At 71.3% G+C, this 19,122-nt stretch carries 17 protein-coding genes and 1 riboswitch; of the genes, 15 read left to right on the top strand and 2 right to left on the bottom strand.

Annotated elements, in window-relative coordinates; all coding sequences use genetic code 11:
• Positions 1–39: 39 nt before the first annotated feature.
• The 12 genes from ACFWRT_RS20730 to ACFWRT_RS20675 all read left to right on the top strand — a co-directional run bounded on the left by ACFWRT_RS20730 (position 40) and on the right by ACFWRT_RS20675 (position 13,913).
• The gene (locus ACFWRT_RS20730) at positions 40–675 is read left to right on the top strand and encodes a hypothetical protein (protein ID WP_380953000.1); all 636 of its coding nucleotides are present in this window, start codon (positions 40–42) and stop codon (positions 673–675) included.
• Positions 672–2,333 carry a protein kinase domain-containing protein gene (locus ACFWRT_RS20725; RefSeq protein WP_380953001.1) on the top strand — a complete coding sequence of 554 codons (1,662 nt, stop codon included), beginning with the start codon at positions 672–674 and terminating at the stop codon, positions 2,331–2,333. Before ACFWRT_RS20730 ends, ACFWRT_RS20725 begins: the two co-directional genes overlap by 4 nt.
• 140 nt (positions 2,334–2,473) lie before the next feature.
• Positions 2,474–3,130 carry a SurA N-terminal domain-containing protein gene (locus ACFWRT_RS20720; protein WP_380953002.1) on the top strand — a complete coding sequence of 219 codons (657 nt, stop codon included), beginning with the start codon at positions 2,474–2,476 and terminating at the stop codon, positions 3,128–3,130.
• A 103-nt stretch (positions 3,131–3,233) separates the two neighbouring features.
• Positions 3,234–4,220 (top strand): nucleoside triphosphate pyrophosphohydrolase, encoded by a 987-nt coding sequence (locus ACFWRT_RS20715; RefSeq protein ID WP_380953003.1) that lies wholly within the window; start codon positions 3,234–3,236, stop codon positions 4,218–4,220.
• 507 nt (positions 4,221–4,727) lie between these two features.
• Positions 4,728–6,209: a tetratricopeptide repeat protein gene (locus tag ACFWRT_RS20710; RefSeq protein WP_380953004.1), complete on the top strand. Its 1,482-nt coding sequence runs from the start codon at positions 4,728–4,730 to the stop codon at positions 6,207–6,209.
• Positions 6,206–7,498, top strand: coding sequence for a cytochrome P450 family protein (locus tag ACFWRT_RS20705; protein WP_380953005.1), 1,293 nt, complete (start codon positions 6,206–6,208; stop codon positions 7,496–7,498). Before ACFWRT_RS20710 ends, ACFWRT_RS20705 begins: the two co-directional genes overlap by 4 nt.
• Before the next feature lie 178 nt (positions 7,499–7,676).
• Positions 7,677–8,804 (top strand): transglycosylase family protein, encoded by a 1,128-nt coding sequence (locus ACFWRT_RS20700; RefSeq protein ID WP_380953006.1) that lies wholly within the window; start codon positions 7,677–7,679, stop codon positions 8,802–8,804.
• 290 nt (positions 8,805–9,094) lie between these two features.
• Positions 9,095–9,292: riboswitch (cyclic di-AMP (ydaO/yuaA leader) on the top strand.
• Between the two features lie 5 nt (positions 9,293–9,297).
• Positions 9,298–10,014 carry a transglycosylase family protein gene (locus ACFWRT_RS20695; protein ID WP_380953007.1) on the top strand — a complete coding sequence of 239 codons (717 nt, stop codon included), beginning with the start codon at positions 9,298–9,300 and terminating at the stop codon, positions 10,012–10,014.
• 381 nt (positions 10,015–10,395) lie between these two features.
• Positions 10,396–11,676, top strand: a complete 1,281-nt coding sequence (gene eno, locus ACFWRT_RS20690; RefSeq protein ID WP_003968663.1) for a phosphopyruvate hydratase — start codon at positions 10,396–10,398, stop codon at positions 11,674–11,676.
• Positions 11,677–11,837: 161 nt separating this feature from the next.
• Entirely contained in the window at positions 11,838–12,308 is a 471-nt protein-coding gene (locus ACFWRT_RS20685; RefSeq protein WP_380953008.1) for an FtsB family cell division protein, read from the top strand.
• Between the two features lie 55 nt (positions 12,309–12,363).
• A complete protein-coding gene (locus ACFWRT_RS20680) occupies positions 12,364–12,975 on the top strand; it encodes a DUF501 domain-containing protein (RefSeq protein WP_380953009.1) in 612 nt (203 codons plus the stop codon).
• Positions 12,972–13,913, top strand: a complete 942-nt coding sequence (locus ACFWRT_RS20675; protein WP_380953010.1) for a Ppx/GppA phosphatase family protein — start codon at positions 12,972–12,974, stop codon at positions 13,911–13,913. Before ACFWRT_RS20680 ends, ACFWRT_RS20675 begins: the two co-directional genes overlap by 4 nt.
• A 32-nt stretch (positions 13,914–13,945) precedes the next feature.
• Here ACFWRT_RS20675 and ACFWRT_RS20670 read toward each other — a convergent pair whose 3' ends face one another.
• Both ACFWRT_RS20670 and ACFWRT_RS20665 read right to left on the bottom strand, forming a co-directional pair.
• Entirely contained in the window at positions 13,946–14,215 is a 270-nt protein-coding gene (locus ACFWRT_RS20670; protein WP_380953011.1) for a type II toxin-antitoxin system RelE family toxin, read from the bottom strand.
• On the bottom strand, positions 14,212–14,484 hold the full coding sequence (locus ACFWRT_RS20665) for a type II toxin-antitoxin system Phd/YefM family antitoxin (protein ID WP_380953012.1): 273 nt from the start codon (positions 14,482–14,484) through the stop codon (positions 14,212–14,214). The genes ACFWRT_RS20670 and ACFWRT_RS20665 overlap by 4 nt, the downstream gene beginning before the upstream one ends.
• Positions 14,485–14,598: 114 nt before the next feature.
• Here ACFWRT_RS20665 and ACFWRT_RS20660 point away from each other — a divergent pair, with 114 nt between their 5' ends.
• The 3 genes from ACFWRT_RS20660 to ACFWRT_RS20650 all read left to right on the top strand — a co-directional run bounded on the left by ACFWRT_RS20660 (position 14,599) and on the right by ACFWRT_RS20650 (position 18,992).
• Entirely contained in the window at positions 14,599–15,600 is a 1,002-nt protein-coding gene (locus ACFWRT_RS20660; protein WP_380953013.1) for an arsenic resistance protein, read from the top strand.
• A 387-nt stretch (positions 15,601–15,987) separates the two neighbouring features.
• Positions 15,988–17,376, top strand: a complete 1,389-nt coding sequence (locus ACFWRT_RS20655; RefSeq protein WP_380947298.1) for an NAD(P)/FAD-dependent oxidoreductase — start codon at positions 15,988–15,990, stop codon at positions 17,374–17,376.
• Positions 17,377–17,678: 302 nt separating this feature from the next.
• A complete protein-coding gene (locus tag ACFWRT_RS20650) occupies positions 17,679–18,992 on the top strand; it encodes a class I SAM-dependent methyltransferase (protein WP_380953014.1) in 1,314 nt (437 codons plus the stop codon).
• Positions 18,993–19,122 lie beyond the last annotated feature (130 nt).

Here is a 19,122-nt window from a genome sequence, read left to right as displayed (position 1 = left end):
TCACACGCCCGACTCACGTACGCCTCCCAGGAGCAGCACATGCACGGCTACGGCTATCCGCCGCAGCAGCCGCCGACGTCCCGGCCGTCCCCGGGGACGCTCACCACGCTGCGCGCGATCTTTGTTGTGCTGACCGTGCTGAGCTGCGGGTTCCTCGGGTGGGTGGCGATGCTGAGGCTGGCGATCGTCACCCGCAAGCCCCGTGACTGGTGGCTGTTCGCGGTCGCGGTCGTCCTCACCATCGGCCTGTTCGCGTTCTTCGCGGCCCTGCCCGAGGGGGACCAGATGACGGACGCCCAGGCGCTGGTCGGGGTCGGCTGGCTCATACTGCTCCTCGCCGGCGTCATCACGTACTACCTGATCATGGAGACGCGGCACTTCGCGGCGCCCGGACCGTACGGCACCCAGCGCCCGGTGTCCGGCCCCACGGCCACGACCGTTCCGTACGGGCCGGGCACCCATCAGCACCCGCCCGCCCAGGTCCACAACCAGGTGCCCGTCCAGCACCAGCCCCAGCCCCAGACGCCGCCCGCCACCCCGAACCCGTACGCCGTCGACACCCCGCCCCCCAAGCCCGCGCCCCAGCGGCTCGACCAGGTCCGGGCCGAGCTGGACGAGCTCAGCGACTACCTCCGCAAGGAGAACAAGGAGAACAGGGAGGGCGAAGGCCGGTGAGCAACCGGGTCATCGCCGGGCGGTACGAGCTGGCCGCCATCCTCGGCCAGGGCGGCATGGGCCAGGTCTGGACGGCGTACGACCAGCGCCTGGACCGCCGCGTCGCCGTGAAGCTGCTGCGCCCGGACCGGGTCGCCGGCCCCACCGGCAGCGACGCCGCCGACGAGCTGCGCAGCCGGTTCGTCCGCGAGTGCCGGGTCACCGCGCAGGTCGACCACCCCGGCCTGGTCACCGTCCACGACGCGGGCAGCGACGGCCAGGACCTCTACCTCGTCATGCAGTACGTGGAGGGCGTCGACCTCGCCGACCACCTCGCCGAGCGGACCCCGTACCCCTGGCCCTGGGCCGTCGCGGTCGCCGCCCAGCTCTGCGCCGTCCTGAGCGCGGTGCACGCGGTGCCGATCGTGCACCGCGACCTGAAGCCGCGGAACGTGATGGTCCGGCCCGACGGCACCGTCACCGTGCTCGACCTGGGTGTCGCCTCCGTCCTCGACACGGACACCACCCGCCTCACCCACACCGGTTCACCGATCGGCTCCCCGGCCTACATGTCCCCCGAGCAGGCGATGGGCGGCGCGGTCGGCCCGTACACCGACCTGTACGCGCTCGGGGTCGTCCTGCACGAACTGCTCAGCGGGGACGTGCCGTTCGCCGGGTCCACCGCGCTCGGCGTCCTGCACCGCCACCTCTACGAGCCGCCGGTCCCGGTCCGCGAGGCCCGCCCCGAAGTCCCCGCCGCCCTGGAAGCACTGGTCCTGCGGCTGCTCGCCAAGGACCCGCAGGACCGGCCCGCCTCCGCGCAGGAGGTGTACGAGGAGCTGGCCCCGCTGCTGCCCCAGCACGGGACGCCCACCAAGCCCCTGGACCCGACCCGCCCCTTCCTGCGCCCGCACGCCCCCTGGCCGGACCGGGCCACGACCCCGGCCTCCACGCCCGTACCGGCAGCCGTCTCCGTACCGGCAGCCGTCTCCGTACCGGCGCAGCCCCAGCCCGGCACGACGACCCCCTGGCCCGCCGTCGCCTCCCTCCTCTCCCCGCCCCCGCCGCTCACGGCGCCGACCAACTTCACCCCGCCGCCGCCCGCCCGGCCGGACGTCGCGCGGGCCGTGGACGAGGTCAAGAAGCTGCTCGGCGAGGGCCGGATCACCCAGGCCGTGGACATCCTCGGTGCGATCCTCCCGGCGGCCGCCGCCGAACACGGCGAGCACTCCCCGGTCGTCCGCATCCTGCGCAAGCAGTACGCGGCGACGCTGATGGACGACGGGCAGTACCGCCGCGCCCTCCCGGAGCTGCGGCGCCTCGCGGAGGACCGCACCGCCGAGACCGGACCGGCCGACATCCAGGTCCTCCAGTTCCGTTACGACGCCGCCCAGTGCCTGGAGCAGCTCGGCGAGGCCACGGCCGCGCTCGGCGAGTACCGCGCGGTCCTCCCGTACTACGAGAACGCCTACGGGCCCGTCACCACCGACCCCGGCCGGGCGCTCGACATCCGCCACCGCATCGGGCAGCTCCTGCTCGCGGTCGGGGACCACACGGCGGGCCGTGCCCAGCTCCAGGCCCTGCTGTACGACGCGGAGCGCACGTACGGCCCGCACCACCCGCTCCCCGTGGACCTGCGCCGCCGCCTCAGCCACCAAAGGGACGTCCGGGGCGGCTGAGTCAGCTCCAGGGCCCGCCCCACATCCCCAACTCCTCCCGAATCGTTGGTCGAACTAGTGGCACCGATCACCACCACTGCCTAACATCGGTCACCGCAAGGCTTGTGCACCGATGCACAAACTCTCCACGGGAGGCTCCTTTGCACCGCCGTCGTCGCACCGCGCTCGCCGTCTCCGCCGCAACCCTGCTCGCGGCCCCCCTTCTGGCCGCCTGCGGCAACGAGGCCCACCCCGGTGCCGCGGCCGTCGTGGGCGGCGAGCGGATCGAGGTCTCGGCGGTCCAGACCCAGGCGGCCGACGTCCGCGCCGCCCAGGAGAGCTCGCCCGAGGCCGCCCAACTGGTCAACAAGTCGGGCCAGCTCAACCGCGCCAAGCTGCACGGGCTGATCTTCGGCCGGATCCTGGACAAGGCCGCCGAGGACGCCGGGGTCACCGTCACCCGCAAGGAGATCCAGGAGGCCCGGACCGCGAGCCGCGCGCAGGCGGGCGGCGAGGAGCAGCTTCAGGCGATGATGCTCCAGCAGCGCTGGGTCGCCCCGGACCAGATCGACGGCGACATGCGCCAGGAGGTGCTGCTCCCGAAGCTCGCCAAGGCGCTCGGCGCGGACCTCGGCACCCCCGCCGGGCAGCAGGTCGTCGGCGAGGCGCTGACCAAGGCGTCGAAGCAGCTGAAGATCGACGTGAACCCGCGCTTCGGCGCCTGGGACGACCAGAAGATGCAGCTCGGCAACTACAAGGCGCCGTGGATCACCCAGGTCACCGAGTTCGCCCCGCAGGAGCCTGAGGCGGGCGCCTGAGCCTGTCGCTTGAGCCGGGCGCTTGAGGCGGGCGCTTGAGGCGGGCGCCGTCCGGGTACCCGCCGGGCGCCTGACCTCGGGACGCGGCGGGTAGGTTCGCCGGGTGAACGCTGAAGCCTCCGGCCCGCCGCCCGCCGCCCCCGGCCGTATCGTCCTCCTCACCGCCAGCCACCGGGTCGCGGCCGGCCTGCTGTCCTGGCCGGCCTGGCAGACGCTGCACGCCGCCGACCAGGTCCTCACCGCCGACCCGGACCACCCGCAACTGCCCTACCTCCGCGAGGCGGGCGTCCGCGTCGAGCACGCGGCGCCCTCCGCCGACGAACTGGTCGCCGCCTGCGCGGGCGGCCGCACGGTCGTGGTCCTGGTAGGCGGCGAGGGGGACAGCCGGCTGACCGACGGACTGGCCCGGCTCGGCGGCTCCGGCCGGGTGGCCATGCCGGACCTGGAGCTGCTCCCCGGCTCGTACGACCTGCCCGGCGCCCGCCTCCTGGACCTGGTCCAGGTCATGGACCGGATCCGCCGCGCGTGCCCCTGGACCTCGCAACGTACGCACAAGAGCCTCGCCAAGTACGCCATCGAGGAGGCGTACGAACTGGTCGAGGCGATCGAGGACGGCGACCGGACCGAGCTGCGTGAGGAACTGGGCGACGTACTCCTCCAGGTCGTCCTCCACGCCCGCATCGCGGAGGAAGACCCCGAGGAACCGTTCGCCATCGACGACGTGGCGGGCGGCCTGGTCGAGAAGCTGATCCACCGCCATCCGCACGTCTTCGGCGACGAGACCGCCGAGACCCCGGAGGACGTCCACGCGCACTGGCTCCGCACGAAGGCGATCGAGAAGCAGCGCACCTCGGTCACGGAGGGCGTCCCCCTCGGCCAACCGGGCCTGGCCCTCGCGGCCAAGCTCGGCAGCCGCGCCCGCACGGCCGGCCTCGACGTCCCCCTCCCGACGGGCGACCCCCTCGGCTACGAGCTCCTCGCGCTGGCCGTGCAGGCCGAGGCGAACGGCACCGACCCGGAAGCCGCCCTGCGCGCGGCGGCTCGTGCCTACAGGGACGCGATCATGGCGGCGGAGGGGCGTGCGGGTTAGTACGGTGACCTGAGAGGTCGTACAAGGGGCGGGGGCGGGCGCGTGGACGCTGAACTGGAGTCGCTGGCAGATGCGTTGACGCTGGTCGTCATGAGCGACAAGCAGGGTACGCACGAGGCGATGGCCGCGTGCTTACGGAGGCGCCCCATCCGTTTCCAGGGGCCGCGCCTGGACAGGATGCACGGAATGCACCACGGCAGTATTCCGGGAGGGCCGGAAGCAGCCAGAGCACTCCTGCTGGCAATCCTGGGCGAGGTGAGGGTGGCCAACCCTGCCGGGTTCGTGGAGCTGAAAGCGCTGGCTGTTGCCTTCCGGCGGAAGAACGCCCCCACGGTTGCCCAGAAGAAGGTTCCTACGGTTACACGGAAGAACGTCACCGCGGTCGCGCGGAGGAACGCCTTCCAGAGTGCGCGGAGGAACACCCCCTCGGTAACCGAACGCCCTGCTGCGGAAGCGCCCCCGCTCACCGCGCACAACACCGTTTCCGGCGGAAGTTTCCAGGCCCCAGTGGTCCAGGCCGGGGCCCTGTACGGCGGCGTACACACCTACTATGCGCAGCCGCCGCACTCCGCCCTGCCGCCGTCCCGCGAGTGGCCGCACCTCCAGGCGGCCGACCCGATCACCCTCGGCGTGCGCCGCACCTGGCGGCTGCCCGGGGGGCCGCTGCTGCCGCCTTACGTGGAGCGGGACTGCGACGCGGAGTTGGGCGACCGCGTCCGGGAGGCGGCCCGGGAGGGCGGTCTCGTGGTGGTGACCGGGGCGCCGCTCTCGGGCAAGACCCGGACGGTGTGGGCGGCCCTGGCGGCCGGCCTGCCCGGTACGACCCGGGTGTTCGCGCCATCGCCCGGTACGGATCTGCGGGGGCTTCCGGCGGTGGTACGGGGGCGGGGCGAGGCGAGCTGTGTCCTGTGGCTGGACGACCTGGGTGGCCACCTGGGCGAGTACGGGCTGACCCCGGCCGTCCTGGCGGAGCTCGTACGGCTGCGGGTGCCGGTGCTGGCCACGATGGAGGACGAGGCGTACGACGCGCGGCGGTTCGGGGCGGCGGACCGCGCCCGGGTGCTCGACGGAATCCGGGCCGTCGAGCTGAACAGGGTGTGGAGCGACAGCGAGTGGGCTCGCCTTGAGGCACTGGACGAGGAGCCCCGGCTGCGGAGCGCCCGGCTCTGGCGCGGAGCGCACACCGTGCCCGAGTACCTGGCCGTCGGCCCGGACCTCGTCGAGGAGTGGCGGCGGGCGGCCCGGCCGACCCGTCACCCGCGCGGCCATCTGCTGGTGCGCGCCGCGGTCGACCTCCACCGGTGCGGGGTGCCCGACGGGGTGATCTCCGGCGAGGTGCTCCGCGAGGCGCAGCGGCTGTACCCGGACGCGTTCGCGGCGGCCGAGGCCGAGTCGTTCGACGACGGGCTCGCCTGGGCCGCCGAGCAGCGGTACGGGGTGAGCGGGCTGCTGGTCCCTGGGGAGAAGGACGGCACCTGGGGCGTCTTCGGCGGGCTGCTCGCCGATGCGGTCGACCAGCCCGACGACTGGCCGGTCCCGCTCGGCCTGTGGATGTTCGCCCTGAAAACGGTGTGGACGGAGGGCGCGCGCTGGACGGTCCGGGCCAACGCCCACGTACACCTGGTGGAGCGGGCGAGGGAGGACCCGATGCTCGCGGCGGTGCTCGGCGACATCAACGTCACCGTCGGCGACCTGGAGACCGCCGAGTTCTGGTGCCGCAATGCGGCGGACGGCGGCCACACCGAGGCGGCGGCCGCGGCGGGAGAGATGATGGTCGCGCGCGGTGCGCCGGCGGAGGCGATCCCGTACCTGGAACAGGCCGCCGAGGCGGGCATCGTACGGTCGCAGTACTCCCTGGGCATGCTGCTGCTCGACCGTGCCAAGACCTGGATGAACCGGGCGGCCGAGGCCGGGCACCCCTTGGCGGCGCGGGCGCTGCCCCGGCTGTATGCCGTGACGTACGCACCGCCCGATAGCGTCGAGGAGTGAACGACACCCCCGCCTGCCCCCACACGCCTGACGCCCCCGAATTCTTCACCTGGGAGTTCGCCACCGACCCCTACCCCGCCTACGCCTGGCTCCGCGAGCACAGCCCCGTGCACCGCACCGCGCTGCCCAGCGGGGTCGAGGCGTGGCTCGTGACCCGGTACGGGGACGCCAAGCAGGCGCTCGCCGACGCGCGGCTCTCCAAGGACCCGGCGAACCACGCCGGGTCCGCGGCGGCCAAGGGGAAGACGGGGATCCCGGGGGAGCGCAAGGCGGAGCTGATGACGCATCTGCTCAACATCGACCCGCCGGACCACACCCGGCTGCGCCGGCTCGTCTCCAAGGCGTTCACCCCGCGCCGGGTCGCGGAGTTCGCGCCCCGCGTGCAGGAGCTGACCGACCGGCTGATCGACGACTTCGTCGAGAAGGGAGAGGCGGACCTCATCCACGACTTCGCCTTCCCGCTCCCCATCTACGCCATCTGCGACCTGCTCGGCGTCCCGCGCGAGGACCAGGACGACTTCCGGGACTGGGCGGGCATGATGATCCGCCACGGCGGCGGGCCGCGCGGCGGGGTGGCCCGGTCGGTGAAGAAGATGCGCGGCTATCTCGCCGAACTCATCCACCGGAAGAGGGAGAACCCCGGCGACGACCTGATCTCCGGGCTGATCCGGGCCAGCGACCACGGCGAGCACCTCACCGAGAACGAGGCCGCGGCGATGGCGTTCATCCTGCTCTTCGCCGGGTTCGAGACGACGGTGAACCTGATCGGGAACGGTACGTACGCTCTCCTCCGCCACCCCGAACAGCGCGCCCGGCTCGAAGAATCCCTTGCCGCGGGGGAGAGCGCGCTGCTGGCCACCGGGATCGAGGAACTGCTCCGGTTCGACGGCCCGGTCGAGCTCGCGACCTGGCGGTACGCCACCGAGGCGCTGACGCTCGGCGGGCAGCAGATCGCGGCCGGGGACCCGGTGCTGGTGGTGCTGGCGGCGGCGGACCGGGACCCGGAACGGTTCGAGGATCCGGACACGCTGGACCTGCCACGGAGTGACAATCAGCATCTCGGCTACGGTCACGGAATCCACTACTGCCTGGGAGCACCGCTGGCCCGGCTGGAGGGTCAGGCCGCCGTGGCGACCCTGCTGAGACGCCTCCCTGACCTGCGACTTGCCGTAGAACCTGGCGATTTGCGCTGGCGCGGCGGGCTCATCATGCGCGGACTGCGCACCCTGCCGGTGCAATTCGAGCCCGGTCACCGCCTCGAAGAAAGTGACACGCTGTCACCTCTGTGACTTTCACGTGATCTGCGCTGCATCGACTTGTGACATGCGTTCGAGTCCCGCTAGGTTCACGGTTCGACGCGTCGGCCGCTGTTCACCGGTTGCCCACGCGCCACTTGCGTAACAGCTTCATGCTCCTCGGTTCCTGCTTGTCAGTTCTTGCTTGTCAGTCGCACGGAAGGCATATCCCATGGGCTCCGCGAACGGCAGACACCGCCGCCCTCGTCAGGCACCCGCCATCGTCGTCGCCGCAGGCGTGACCGGATCGGCCATCGCCATTCCGCTCCTCGGCGCGGCGGGCGCACAGGCGGCCGACGCCACCACCTGGGACCGGGTCGCGGAGTGCGAGAGCGGCGGTATGTGGAGCGCCGACCTCGGCAACGGCTACTACGGCGGGCTCCAGTTCTCGCAGGAAACCTGGTCGGCGTACGGCGGCGACGCCTTCGCGGAGCGGGCCGACCTGGCCAGCCGCTCGCAGCAGATAGCCGTGGCCGAGAAGGTCCTGGACGACAAGGGCCCGCAGGCGTGGCCGAGCTGCGCGGTGATCTCGGGCCTCGCGGTGGACGGCAGCCTGCCCGGCGTCGACCCCGGTACGGTCCCCTCCGCCGACCCCACTCAGGACCCCACGACCGCCCCGGCGGACGAAGCGGATGAAAAGGGTGAAGCAGAAGGTTCCGGCAACACGGGCTCGACCGACAAGACGGGCACCACGGGCACCACGGACTCCACCGGCAAGACGGAGAAAACCGACAAGGGGGAGAACAAGGGCGGCGGCGACACGCTCAACCCCTCGGCGAAGCCCTCCGCGCCCTCCGCCACCGGAAAGACCGGCACCCCCGGCTCTCCCGACGCCTCGCAGCCCTCCACCTCCGCCCCCGACGCCTCGCAGGGCAACGGCCGCGCCGACCGCACCGGCGGCAAGCACCGCGGCGCGCCGGCCCCCGAGGAGACCGGCACGGTGGACCAGGGGGACGGTCCCCGGGAGTCCGGCCGGCACGCCTCGCGGGGCGAGAGTGACGCGCGGGACGGCAGCGCGGTCACCGACGGCGGCTACACCGTGCGGCCCGGCGACAACCTCTGGGCCATCGCCGACTCCCAGGAACTCCCGCAGGGCTGGACCGGCCTGTACGAGGCCAACAAGGACCTCCTGGGCTCCGACCCGGACCTGATCCTGCCTGGCCAGAGCCTGGATCTGGGGCTGGGTCAGGGCGCCGACGCAAGTGCTGGGACAAGCGCCGACGCAGGCGCCGACGCAAGTGCTGGGACAGGCGCTGAGGCAGGCGCTGAGACCAGCCCCGAGGCGTCCGCCGCCAACTGATCGAATTCGGGAAAACACCCCAAAATCGCGGGTAGTTCAGAGGCCTATGTCCACTTATGCGTAAGTGAGACATGGGTCTCTTTGCTGCAACTGGCGTGTTGCGTCCGCCCGCTCGGCGTAGATCCCCTCCGACCTGCGGAAACGGTCCGTCAGGGTAGGCAAGTAAGCGCCGATTGGGTGAGTATGTCCATCTTTGAATGTCGGGGTTGCCTGTGTTTACGGTCTAAGCCGCTCGCACCGCGGGCCCCGTCGACCGTCACGCCGAATCCTGCCGTCGGTCGAAGGGAACAGACGCGTAAGCGCCGTAGGCAGGAGCGGGGGACCCAGGTAGGCCGCCGGGTCCGTGCAGCCCCCGCGAAGGACAGCTCCTTCGCAGCCGGGGACGTACGGGAACGGCTTGGGGTGAAGTCGCGCGCAAGGTCGCGCGACCGGGCAACTCATCAGCCCGAACCCGACAGCTCACCTCGTAGGCGTCGGTGAGGAGATCCGTTCCATGCTGCTGAACAGCAAGGGCAAGCACCGTCGCCCCTCGAAGACCGTCCGTCTCGCCACCCTCGCGGGCATCACCGGTGCCGCTGTGGCCGTCCCGCTGATGGGCGCGACCAACGCTTCCGCCGCCTCCGTCGAGACCTGGGACGCCGTCGCCCAGTGCGAGTCCGGCGGCAACTGGTCCATCAACACCGGCAACGGCTACTACGGCGGGCTGCAGTTCTCGCAGTCGAGCTGGGCCGCCGCCGGCGGTACGCAGTACGCCTCCCGTGCCGACCTGGCCTCCAAGGACCAGCAGATCGCCACCGCCGAGAAGCTCCTCGACATGCAGGGCCCGGGCGCCTGGGCCTGCGCCGGCGCCGGCGGCCTCACCAACGACGGTGTGGACCCGGGCGTGAACACCGGTTCCGGCTCGTCCGCGAGCAAGCCCGAGCAGGCGCAGCCCGAGCGCAAGGCCGAGCAGCCCACCTCGCGCAGCGAGCAGCGCACCGCCCCGGCCGCCCCCAAGGCCGAGAGCTCCAAGAAGACCGTCACCACCCCGACCGGTGAGAAGGTCCAGAAGGGCGACGGCGAGTACAAGGTCAAGACCGGCGACACCCTGAGCAAGATCGCCGACAGGGAAGGCGTCAAGGGCGGCTGGAGCAAGCTCTTCAAGCTCAACGACGACATCGTCAAGGAAGCGGACCTGATCTTCCCGGGTCAGCAGCTCCACCTGAAGTAACAGCCGTCTCTCCTCCCCGGAGGGAGGGGGTCCGGCTCCACCCTCCCTCGCACGGCTCCCCGGCCCGGCGCGCTACTCCCCCCGTGCGCGCCGGGCCGGGGTCTTTCCGCGTGAAGGACGCCGACGGGCGAGAGAAGCCGACAGGCGAGAGAAGCCGACGGGCAAAGGGATCCGTTCACTTCTTGTCGGCATCGCACCGCCGCCGCTTGTTACCGTTCAGTAGATTTCTAGAGATTTGTCCCGTGATGCTGGCCCTTGGGTCCTTTTTCGTCCCAGGAGGCGGGCGGTCGGCCGACTGACGCGGCCGGGCCGGTTAGGCTCGTGTCGCAAGGCCACAGTGACCCTGCACAACCAGCGTCATATCCCAGAAGGAGATGCCTCGTGCCGTCCATCGACGTCGTCGTAGCCAGGGAAATCCTCGACTCCCGGGGCAACCCCACGGTCGAGGTCGAGGTTGGCCTCGACGACGGCAGCACGGGCCGTGCTGCCGTTCCGTCCGGCGCCTCCACCGGTGCGTTCGAGGCCATCGAGCTTCGCGACGGTGACCCCAACCGCTACCAGGGCAAGGGCGTCGAGAAGGCCGTCCTCGCCGTCATCGAGCAGATCGGCCCGGAGCTCGTCGGGTACGACGCCACCGAGCAGCGCCTCATCGACCAGGCGATGTTCGACCTGGACGCCACCGAGAACAAGGCCTCGCTCGGCGCGAACGCCATCCTCGGTGTCTCGCTCGCCGTCGCGCACGCTGCCTCCGAGGCGTCCGACCTGCCGCTCTTCCGCTACCTCGGCGGCCCGAACGCGCACCTGCTGCCCGTTCCGATGATGAACATCCTGAACGGCGGCTCGCACGCCGACTCCAACGTGGACATCCAGGAGTTCATGATCGCCCCGATCGGCGCGGAGTCCTTCTCCGAGGCCCTGCGCTGGGGCGCGGAGATCTACCACACGCTGAAGAAGGTCCTGAAGACCAAGGGCCTGTCCACCGGACTCGGCGACGAGGGCGGCTTCGCCCCGAACCTGGAGTCCAACCGCGCCGCCCTGGACCTCATCGTCGAGGCCATCAAGGAGGCCGGTTACGTCCCGGGCCGCGACATCGCGCTCGCGCTCGACGTCGCCGCGTCCGAGTTCTACAAGGACGGCGTCTACGAGTTCGAGGGCAAGTCCCGCTCGGCCGCCGAGATGACCGAGTACTACGAGGAGCTCGTCTCCGCGTACCCGCTGGTCTCCATCGAGGACCCGCTGTACGAGGACGACTGGGCCGGCTGGAAGGTCATCACCGACCGCATCGGCGCCAAGGTGCAGATCGTCGGCGACGACCTCTTCGTCACCAACCCCGAGCGCCTGGCCCGTGGCATCGAGGAGGGCTCCGCCAACGCCCTGCTCGTCAAGGTCAACCAGATCGGTTCGCTGACCGAGACCCTGGACGCCGTCGAGCTGGCCCAGCGCAACGGCTTCAAGTGCATGATGTCGCACCGCTCCGGCGAGACCGAGGACGTCACCATCGCCGACCTCGCCGTCGCGGTGAACTGCGGCCAGATCAAGACCGGCGCCCCGGCCCGCTCGGACCGCGTCGCCAAGTACAACCAGTTGCTGCGCATCGAGGAGATCCTCGACGACGCCGCCGTGTACGCGGGCCGCTCCGCCTTCCCGCGCTTCAAGGGCTGACCGCTCTCCAGGGCTGACCTTGGCTCAGGGCTGACCTTGGCTCAGGGCTGAGCCCTTCTCAGGGCTGACCCACAGCGCCAAGACGGTAGCCTCCGCCCGTCCCCGCACCCGGTCCCGTACCGTGTGCGGGGACGGACGTGCGTAACGGGGAGGCGGGAGACATGGCCGGCAAGGACCGCGACCGGTTCTCCACCGCGACCAGGCTGCGGCTGCTCGGCGAGCAGACCGCGGCCCGCGTGTACCGCTCGCAGAACCGCCGCCAGGCCCGCCGCTCCCGGCTCACCGGCCGGGCCGCGTTCCTGGCGCTGGTGGTCTGCTCCCTGGTGGTCGCGCTCGCCTACCCGATGCGTCAGTACGTCTCCCAGCGCGACGAGATCGCCGAGCAGGAGCGGCTCTCGCAGGAGGCGAAGGCGCGCACCGAGGAGCTGCGGGACGAGAAGGCGCGGCTCCAGGACGACGCGTACATCATGCGGCTGGCCCGCCAGCACCTCCATTACGTCCTCCCCGGCGAGACCGGCTACATCGTGGCCGATCCCGACGCGGCGGAGGACCGGCGCGCAGACCCCGGCGAGAACAACCGCCCCTGGCACTCGAACGTCTGGGACGGCGTGGACAGCGCCGACCGCGACTGACACCCCTCTTACTTCCTTTTCCTTCGACGAGCTTCCGAGCAGAACCAAGGCAGGCATGGAAACGCCCCCTCCGCAGACCGAGTCCACCAAGCCCACCGACGCGGACATCGCCGCGTTCGAGCAGCAGCTCGGCCGCCCGCCGCGCGGCCTGCGCGCCATCGCGCACCGCTGCCCGTGCGGCAACCCGGACGTGGTGGAGACCCAGCCCCGTCTGGAGGACGGCACGCCGTTCCCGACGACGTACTACCTGACCTGCCCCCGGGCGGCCTCGGCGATCGGCACGCTGGAGGCGAACGGGGTCATGAAGGAGATGACGGCCCGTCTGGAGACCGACCCGGAGCTGGCCGCCGCCTACCGGGCCGCGCACGAGGACTACATCACCCGCCGCGACGCCATCGAGGTGCTGGAGGGCTTCCCGAGCGCCGGCGGCATGCCGGACCGGGTGAAGTGCCTGCACGTCCTGGTCGGCCACTCGCTGGCCGCCGGGCCCGGGGTGAACCCGCTGGGCGACGAGGCCATCGCGATGCTGCCGGAGTGGTGGGCCAAGGGCGCCTGCGTCACGCCGTGCGCGCCGAAGGCCGAGGACGGCTGGACGGTGGACGAGGGCGACGGGGGCCACTTCGCCTTCCGCCCGCTCGACGGCCCCGCCGAAGGGCAGGGCGCATGACCAGGGTCGCCGCCGTCGACTGCGGTACGAACTCCATCCGGCTCCTCGTCGCCGACGCGGACCCCGCCACCGGCTCCTTCACCCAGCTGGACCGCCGGATGACGATCGTCCGCCTCGGCCAGGGCGTCGACCGGACCGGCCGGCTGGCCCCCGAGGCCCTGGAGCGCACCTTCGCGGCCTGCCGTGAGTACGCCGCGGTGATCGAGGAGTTCGGCGCCGAACGCGTCCGCTTCGTGGCCACCTCCGCCTCCCGCGACGCCGAGAACAGCGCCGACTTCGTGGCCGGCGTCCGGGACATCCTGGGCGTCGAGCCCGAGGTGATCACCGGCGACCAGGAGGCGCAGCTCTCCTTCGACGGCGCCACCAAGGAGCTGACGGGCGGCGACCACCTGGCGAAGCCGTATCTGGTCGTCGACATCGGCGGCGGCTCCACCGAGTTCGTGCTCGGCTCGGACGGCGTCGAGGCGGCCCGTTCCGTGGACGTCGGCTGCGTACGCATGACCGAGCGTCACCTGACCGTGGACGGCACCGTGGTGGACCCGCCCACCCACGAGCGGGTCGCCGCGATTAGCGCGGACATCGACGCCGCCCTCGACGTGGCCGCCGGGACCGTCGCGCTGACCGAGGCGGCCACGCTGGTCGGCCTGGCGGGCACGGTCACCACGATCGCGGGGATCGCGCTGGAGCTGGCGGAGTACGACTCCGAGGCCATCCACCACTCCCGCGTTTCCCGCGGCCAGGTCCGCGCGATCACCGAACACCTCCTCCAGTCCACCCACGAGGAGCGCGCCGCGATCCCTGTGATGCACCCGGGCCGGGTCGACGTGATCGCGGCGGGCGCCCTGGTCCTGCTCGCCGTGATGGAGCGGACGGGCGCACACGAGGTCGTCGTCAGCGAGCACGACATCCTGGACGGGATCGCCTGGAGCGCCGCGTAGTCGGGCTGTGGGCGGCGGGGGGCCGCCGGCTCTCACAAGGACCGGTAGACGTCCCGCCGGTTGCCGACCTTGACGACGAGAATGATCAGCTCGCCGTCCTCCACCTGGTAGGCCACCCGGTAGCTGCCCACCCGGAGCCGGTAGAGCTCTGACGGGCCGGTGAGCTTCTTGATGTCGGCGTCCTCGCGGTACGGGTCGTCGCCGAGGGCTGTCAGCGCGGCGAGGATGCGCATGGCGGCGGGCCGGTCGATGGCCCGGAGCTGTCGTTGTGCCGCGGCGGTGAACCGGAACGCGTACTTCACGCCGCGCCTTCGGCGCGCTCGGTGAACAGGTCCGCCAACAGCTCCGCCATGGTCACGGTCGGGCCGCCCTCGGCCAGGACCGTTTCCGCTTCTCGGGCGAGCAGGACGTCGGCGGCTTCCTCCAGCGCATCGAAGTCCGCGATCGGTACCAGCGCGGCCACGGGCTCGCCGTTGCGGGTGATCACCGTGGGTGTGCCCGTCTCGGCGGAGTTGATGTGGTCCGCCAGGTGCGCGCGGGCTTCCCGTACAGTCACAATGCTCTCGGCCATGAACACAGTGTACGCGTATTCGTGTACACGCGCACGAGGTCGTCGTCAGCGAGCACGACATCCTGGACGGGATCGCCTGGAGCGCCGCGTAACAGTCCGCTGGGGGCGCACGACATGACCGAAACCGACACGCCGCGTGGGGCCGTCGAGCGGATGGAACACCACCAAGTGGCCGTCTATCTCGCCGCGATGACCCTCGGCGCCCTTCTCGGTCGCGCGGCGCCTTCTTTCGGGCCGGGTCTTGAGCACCTCATCAACCCCGTCCTGGGCGCGCTCCTGTTCGTGACCTTTCTTCAGGTCCCGGCGGCCGAGCTGCTGCGCTCGCTGCGCGACGGGCGGTTCCTCTCCGCCGCGCTGGTGGTGAACTTCGTCGTGGTGCCCCTCGTCGTCGCCGCGCTGTTCACGTTCCTGCCGGTCGACCGGGCGGTGCGGCTCGGGGTGCTGCTCGTGCTGCTCTGTCCGTGCGTCGACTACGTGATCGTCTTCAGCGGGCTCGCCGGGGGGTCGGCCCGCCGACTGCTCGCCGTGACCCCGGTCCTGCTGGTCGCGCAGATGGTGCTGCTTCCGGTGTTCCTGTACGCGTTCCTCGGCTCCGGGCTCGCCGACATCGTGGAGGCCGGACCGTTCCTGGAGGCGTTCGTCTTCCTCATCGTCATCCCGCTCGCGCTGGCCTGGGGGCTTCAGGCCTGGGCGGGGCGGCGGGAGAGCGGGCGGAAGGTGTCGGACGCGGCGACCACGACGATGGTCCCGCTGATGGCCGCGACCCTGCTGGTCGTCGTCGCGTCGCAGGTGCCGAAGGTGGGCGGGAACCTCGCCGATGTCGCCGCCGTCGTGCCCTTCTACGCCGCGTTCCTGGTGGTGATGGCCTTCGCCGGGAAGGCGGTGGCCCGGCTGTTCCGGCTGGACGTGCCCGGCGGGCGGGCGGTGGTCTTCAGTGGGGCGACGCGTAACTCCCTGGTGGTGCTTCCCCTCGCGCTGGCCCTCCCCGACGCGTACGCGATCGCCGCCGTCGTGGTGGTCACGCAGACCCTCGTCGAGGTCGTCGGCATGGTGCTCTACGTCCGTGCCGTGCCCCGCCTCCTGCCCGCTCAGCCGCAGCGTCACCTGCACCTTTGAGCCGCCCCGAGGCCCTGCTGGGCCGCTCGGGGGACCCTTCCGGAGAGGCGGCGCGAGAAAGTTCGTGAACTTCTTCACAAGGAATTCGGCCCTCTTGGGCGAAGTTCGCCCCCTCAAGGGCCGCCCGGGTCATATGAGGGGCCTCGTGGAAGGCGTACGGGCACGTTCCAGGGGTGTTGCGCGGGCGTGAAAAGGGGTGCCGTCGCGGCACTCCAGGAGGGCCAAGGGCCAGCTCACAGGCGGTCAGGAACGTTTCCCGGGGCGTTGCGGTTCCCCTGTAGGGTCATGACCTGGGTCACGTGGGCGGCGAAGTGTAGCAGAGGGTGGGTGAATCCTTGTGAAGGGGCTCACGAGCACCCCCCTGAGGGGAGGTGGATACTCGATGGCATGAGCACCACGGAGCGTCCCAGGATCCTCGTTGTAGGCGGTGGGTACGTAGGCCTGTACGCAGCTCGTCGCATTCTGAAGAAGATGCGATACGGAGAGGCGACCGTCACGGTCGTCGACCCGCGGTCGTACATGACGTACCAGCCCTTCCTCCCCGAAGCTGCCGCAGGCAGCATCTCGCCTCGGCATGTCGTCGTCCCGCTGCGACGCGTGCTGCCCAAGGCTGAGGTTCTCACCGGTCGTGTCACGACCATCGACCAGGACCGCAAGGTCGCCACGGTCGCGCCGCTCGTCGGCGAGGCCTACGAGCTGCCCTTCGACTACCTGGTCATCGCGATGGGCGCGGTCTCCCGTACCTTCCCGATCCCCGGCCTCGCCGAGCAGGGCATCGGCATGAAGGGCATCGAGGAGGCCATCGGCCTGCGCAACCACGTCCTGGAGCAGCTCGACAAGGCTGACTCCACGACCGATGAGGACGTCCGCCGCAAGGCGCTGACGTTCGTCTTCGTGGGCGGCGGCTTCGCCGGCGCGGAGACCATCGGCGAGGTCGAGGACATGGCCCGCGACGCGGCGAAGTACTACACCAACGTGAAGCGCGAGGACATGCGCTTCATCCTGGTCGACGCCGCCGACAAGATCCTTCCCGAGGTCGGCCCGAAGCTGGGCTCCTACGGCAAGGAGCACCTGGAGAGCCGCGGCGTGGAGATCTACCTCTCCACCTCCATGGACTCCTGCGTCGACGGCCACGTGGTGCTCAAGAACGGCCTGGAGGTCGACTCCAGCACCATCGTGTGGACCGCCGGTGTGAAGCCGAACCCGGCGCTCGCCCGCTTCGGCCTGCCGCTCGGCCCCCGCGGCCACGTGGACACCTCCGAGAAGCTCCAGGTGCAGGGCACCGACTACATCTGGGCCGCGGGCGACAACGCCCAGGTGCCGGACATGGTCGGCCGCCGCGCCGGCAACCCGAACGCCTGGTGCCCGCCCAACGCCCAGCACGCGCTGCGTCAGGCGAAGGTCCTCGGCGACAACGTGATCTCCGGTATGCGGGGCTTCCCGCAGAAGGAGTACAGCCACGCCAACAAGGGTGCGGTCGCCGGTCTCGGCCTGCACAAGGGCGTCGCGATGATCGTCATGGGCAAGGTGAAGATCAAGCTCAAGGGCCGTCTCGCCTGGTACATGCACCGTGGCTACCACGGCATGGCGATGCCGACCTGGAACCGTAAGATCCGGATCTTCGCCGACTGGACCCTCGCGGTCTTCCTGAAGCGCGAGGTCGTCTCGCTCGGCGCCATGGAGACGCCGCGCGAGGAGTTCTACGAGGCCGCCAAGCCGGCCCCGGCTCCGGCCGTCGCCGCCAAGCCCGAGGGCGAGAAGGCCAAGGCCTCCTGACTCCCCGGTGAAGCGCTCCGCGGGGAGCGCACCGTACGACGCCCGAAGGGGCCGTCCGCCATCCGTGGTGCGGACGGCCCCTTCGGCGTATCCGTGACGGCTTATCCGTGGCCGTGTCCGCTCCCCCTCGGAAGGCTTTTGCCCTTTCGTTGCCCCGTAGCGGGATGACGGAGCGTGGAGGGAGAGTTGACACAGACGTACCTCGTCATGGCACCGATCCCCGCCACGGCGGGACTATGGGCATGTATGTACGCATCGGGCTTGTTGTGTTTGTCGGGAACACCACCACGGAGGTGTGCGCCATGGCACGCGCCGCATCGCGGCTGACCGCTCTCGCCGAAGAGCTGCTCTCGGAACCCCTGCCGGTCCGCATCCGGGCCTGGGACGGCAGCGAATCGGGTCCGCCCGGCGCCCCCGTCCTCGTGATCCGCCACCGTCGCGCCCTGCGCAGACTCCTGTGGAAGCCCGGCGAACTGGGCCTGGCCCGCGCCTGGGTGGCCGGGGAGATCGATGTCGAGGGCGATCTGTACGAGGTGCTCGACCGGATCGCCGGGCTCCTGTGGGACCGGGGCGCCGACGCCAAGGACGCCGTCCACCCGGTCCGCGACCCCGCCGTCCGCGCCTTCGCGGCCGGCCTCCTCCGGCTGGCCGGCCCCTGGCCGCCGCCCGCCCCGCCCGTCGAGGAGGTCCGCCGCCGCACCGGCCCGCTGCACACCAAGCGGCGGGACAAGGAGGCCATCAGCCACCACTACGACGTGGGCAACGACTTCTACGCCCTGGTCCTCGGCCCGTCCATGGTCTACTCCTGCGCCTACTGGCAGGACGGCGGGACCCTGGAGGACGCCCAGCGCGACAAGCTCGACCTGGTCTGCCGCAAGCTCGCCCTGAAGGAGGGCGACCGCCTCCTGGACGTCGGCTGCGGCTGGGGCTCCATGGCCATCCACGCCGCCCGTGAGTACGGGGCACAGGTCACCGGCATCACCCTCTCCCAGGAACAGGCCACCCACGCCCGCAAGCGCATCGCCGAGGCGGGGCTGACCGACCGGATCGAGATCCGCGTCCAGGACTACCGGGACGTCCACGACGGACCGTACGACGCGATCTCCTCGATCGGCATGGCCGAGCACGTCGGCTCGGTCCGCTACCGCGAGTACGCCGAAGACCTCTACGCCCTCCTCAAGCCCGGCGGACGGCTGCTGAACCACCAGATCGCCCGCCGCCCCGAGCGGGACGAGGACGCCTACCGCATCGACGCGTTCATCGACTCCTACGTCTTCCCCGACGGCGAACTCGCCCCCCTCGGCCACACCCTGGCCACCCTGGAGGAGGCCGGGTTCGAGGCCCGGGACGTGGAGGCGATCCGCGAGCACTACGCGCTGACCCTGCGCCGCTGGGTGGCCAACCTGGAGCGCCACTGGGAGCAGGCGGTACGCGCCACCTCCCCGGGCCGGGCCAGGGTCTGGCGGCTCTACATGGCCGCCTCCGCGCTCTCCTTCGAGCACAACAAGATCGGCGTCAACCAGATCCTCGCGGTGCGCCCGCTGGAGGGCGGCTCCTCCCGGCTGCCGCTGCGCACCCGCGCCTGGACGGAGGAGGCGGTGGGGGCCGACGGCTGACCCGTACGCGTACCTCTGTAGTACCTACCTCTGTCAGACGTACGCCGGTGGTACGGGCGAGGGGCCGGTGCACCGCTTCTCCAGCGGTGCACCGGCCCCTCGTCGTCCCTTGCCGTCCCTTGTCGTCCCG

The organism is Streptomyces cyaneofuscatus (assembly GCF_042718795.1).
Taxonomy (GTDB): domain Bacteria; phylum Actinomycetota; class Actinomycetes; order Streptomycetales; family Streptomycetaceae; genus Streptomyces; species Streptomyces cyaneofuscatus_A.
This window is presented reverse-complemented; position numbering and strand designations above follow the sequence as displayed.

Excerpts from the sequence above, each read along its gene's own strand:
- ACFWRT_RS20685 (WP_380953008.1), top strand. The coding sequence starts at position 11,838 with ATGGCCGGCAAGGACCGCGACCGGTTCTCCACCGCGACCAGGCTGCGG.
- ACFWRT_RS20650 (WP_380953014.1), top strand. The coding sequence starts at position 17,679 with ATGGCACGCGCCGCATCGCGGCTGACCGCTCTCGCCGAAGAGCTGCTC.
- ACFWRT_RS20730 (WP_380953000.1), top strand. The coding sequence starts at position 40 with ATGCACGGCTACGGCTATCCGCCGCAGCAGCCGCCGACGTCCCGGCCG.
- ACFWRT_RS20695 (WP_380953007.1), top strand. The coding sequence starts at position 9,298 with ATGCTGCTGAACAGCAAGGGCAAGCACCGTCGCCCCTCGAAGACCGTC.
- ACFWRT_RS20655 (WP_380947298.1), top strand. The coding sequence starts at position 15,988 with ATGAGCACCACGGAGCGTCCCAGGATCCTCGTTGTAGGCGGTGGGTAC.
- ACFWRT_RS20665 (WP_380953012.1), bottom strand. The coding sequence starts at position 14,484 with ATGGCCGAGAGCATTGTGACTGTACGGGAAGCCCGCGCGCACCTGGCG.
- ACFWRT_RS20660 (WP_380953013.1), top strand. The coding sequence starts at position 14,599 with ATGACCGAAACCGACACGCCGCGTGGGGCCGTCGAGCGGATGGAACAC.
- ACFWRT_RS20680 (WP_380953009.1), top strand. The coding sequence starts at position 12,364 with ATGGAAACGCCCCCTCCGCAGACCGAGTCCACCAAGCCCACCGACGCG.
- ACFWRT_RS20700 (WP_380953006.1), top strand. The coding sequence starts at position 7,677 with ATGGGCTCCGCGAACGGCAGACACCGCCGCCCTCGTCAGGCACCCGCC.
- ACFWRT_RS20675 (WP_380953010.1), top strand. The coding sequence starts at position 12,972 with ATGACCAGGGTCGCCGCCGTCGACTGCGGTACGAACTCCATCCGGCTC.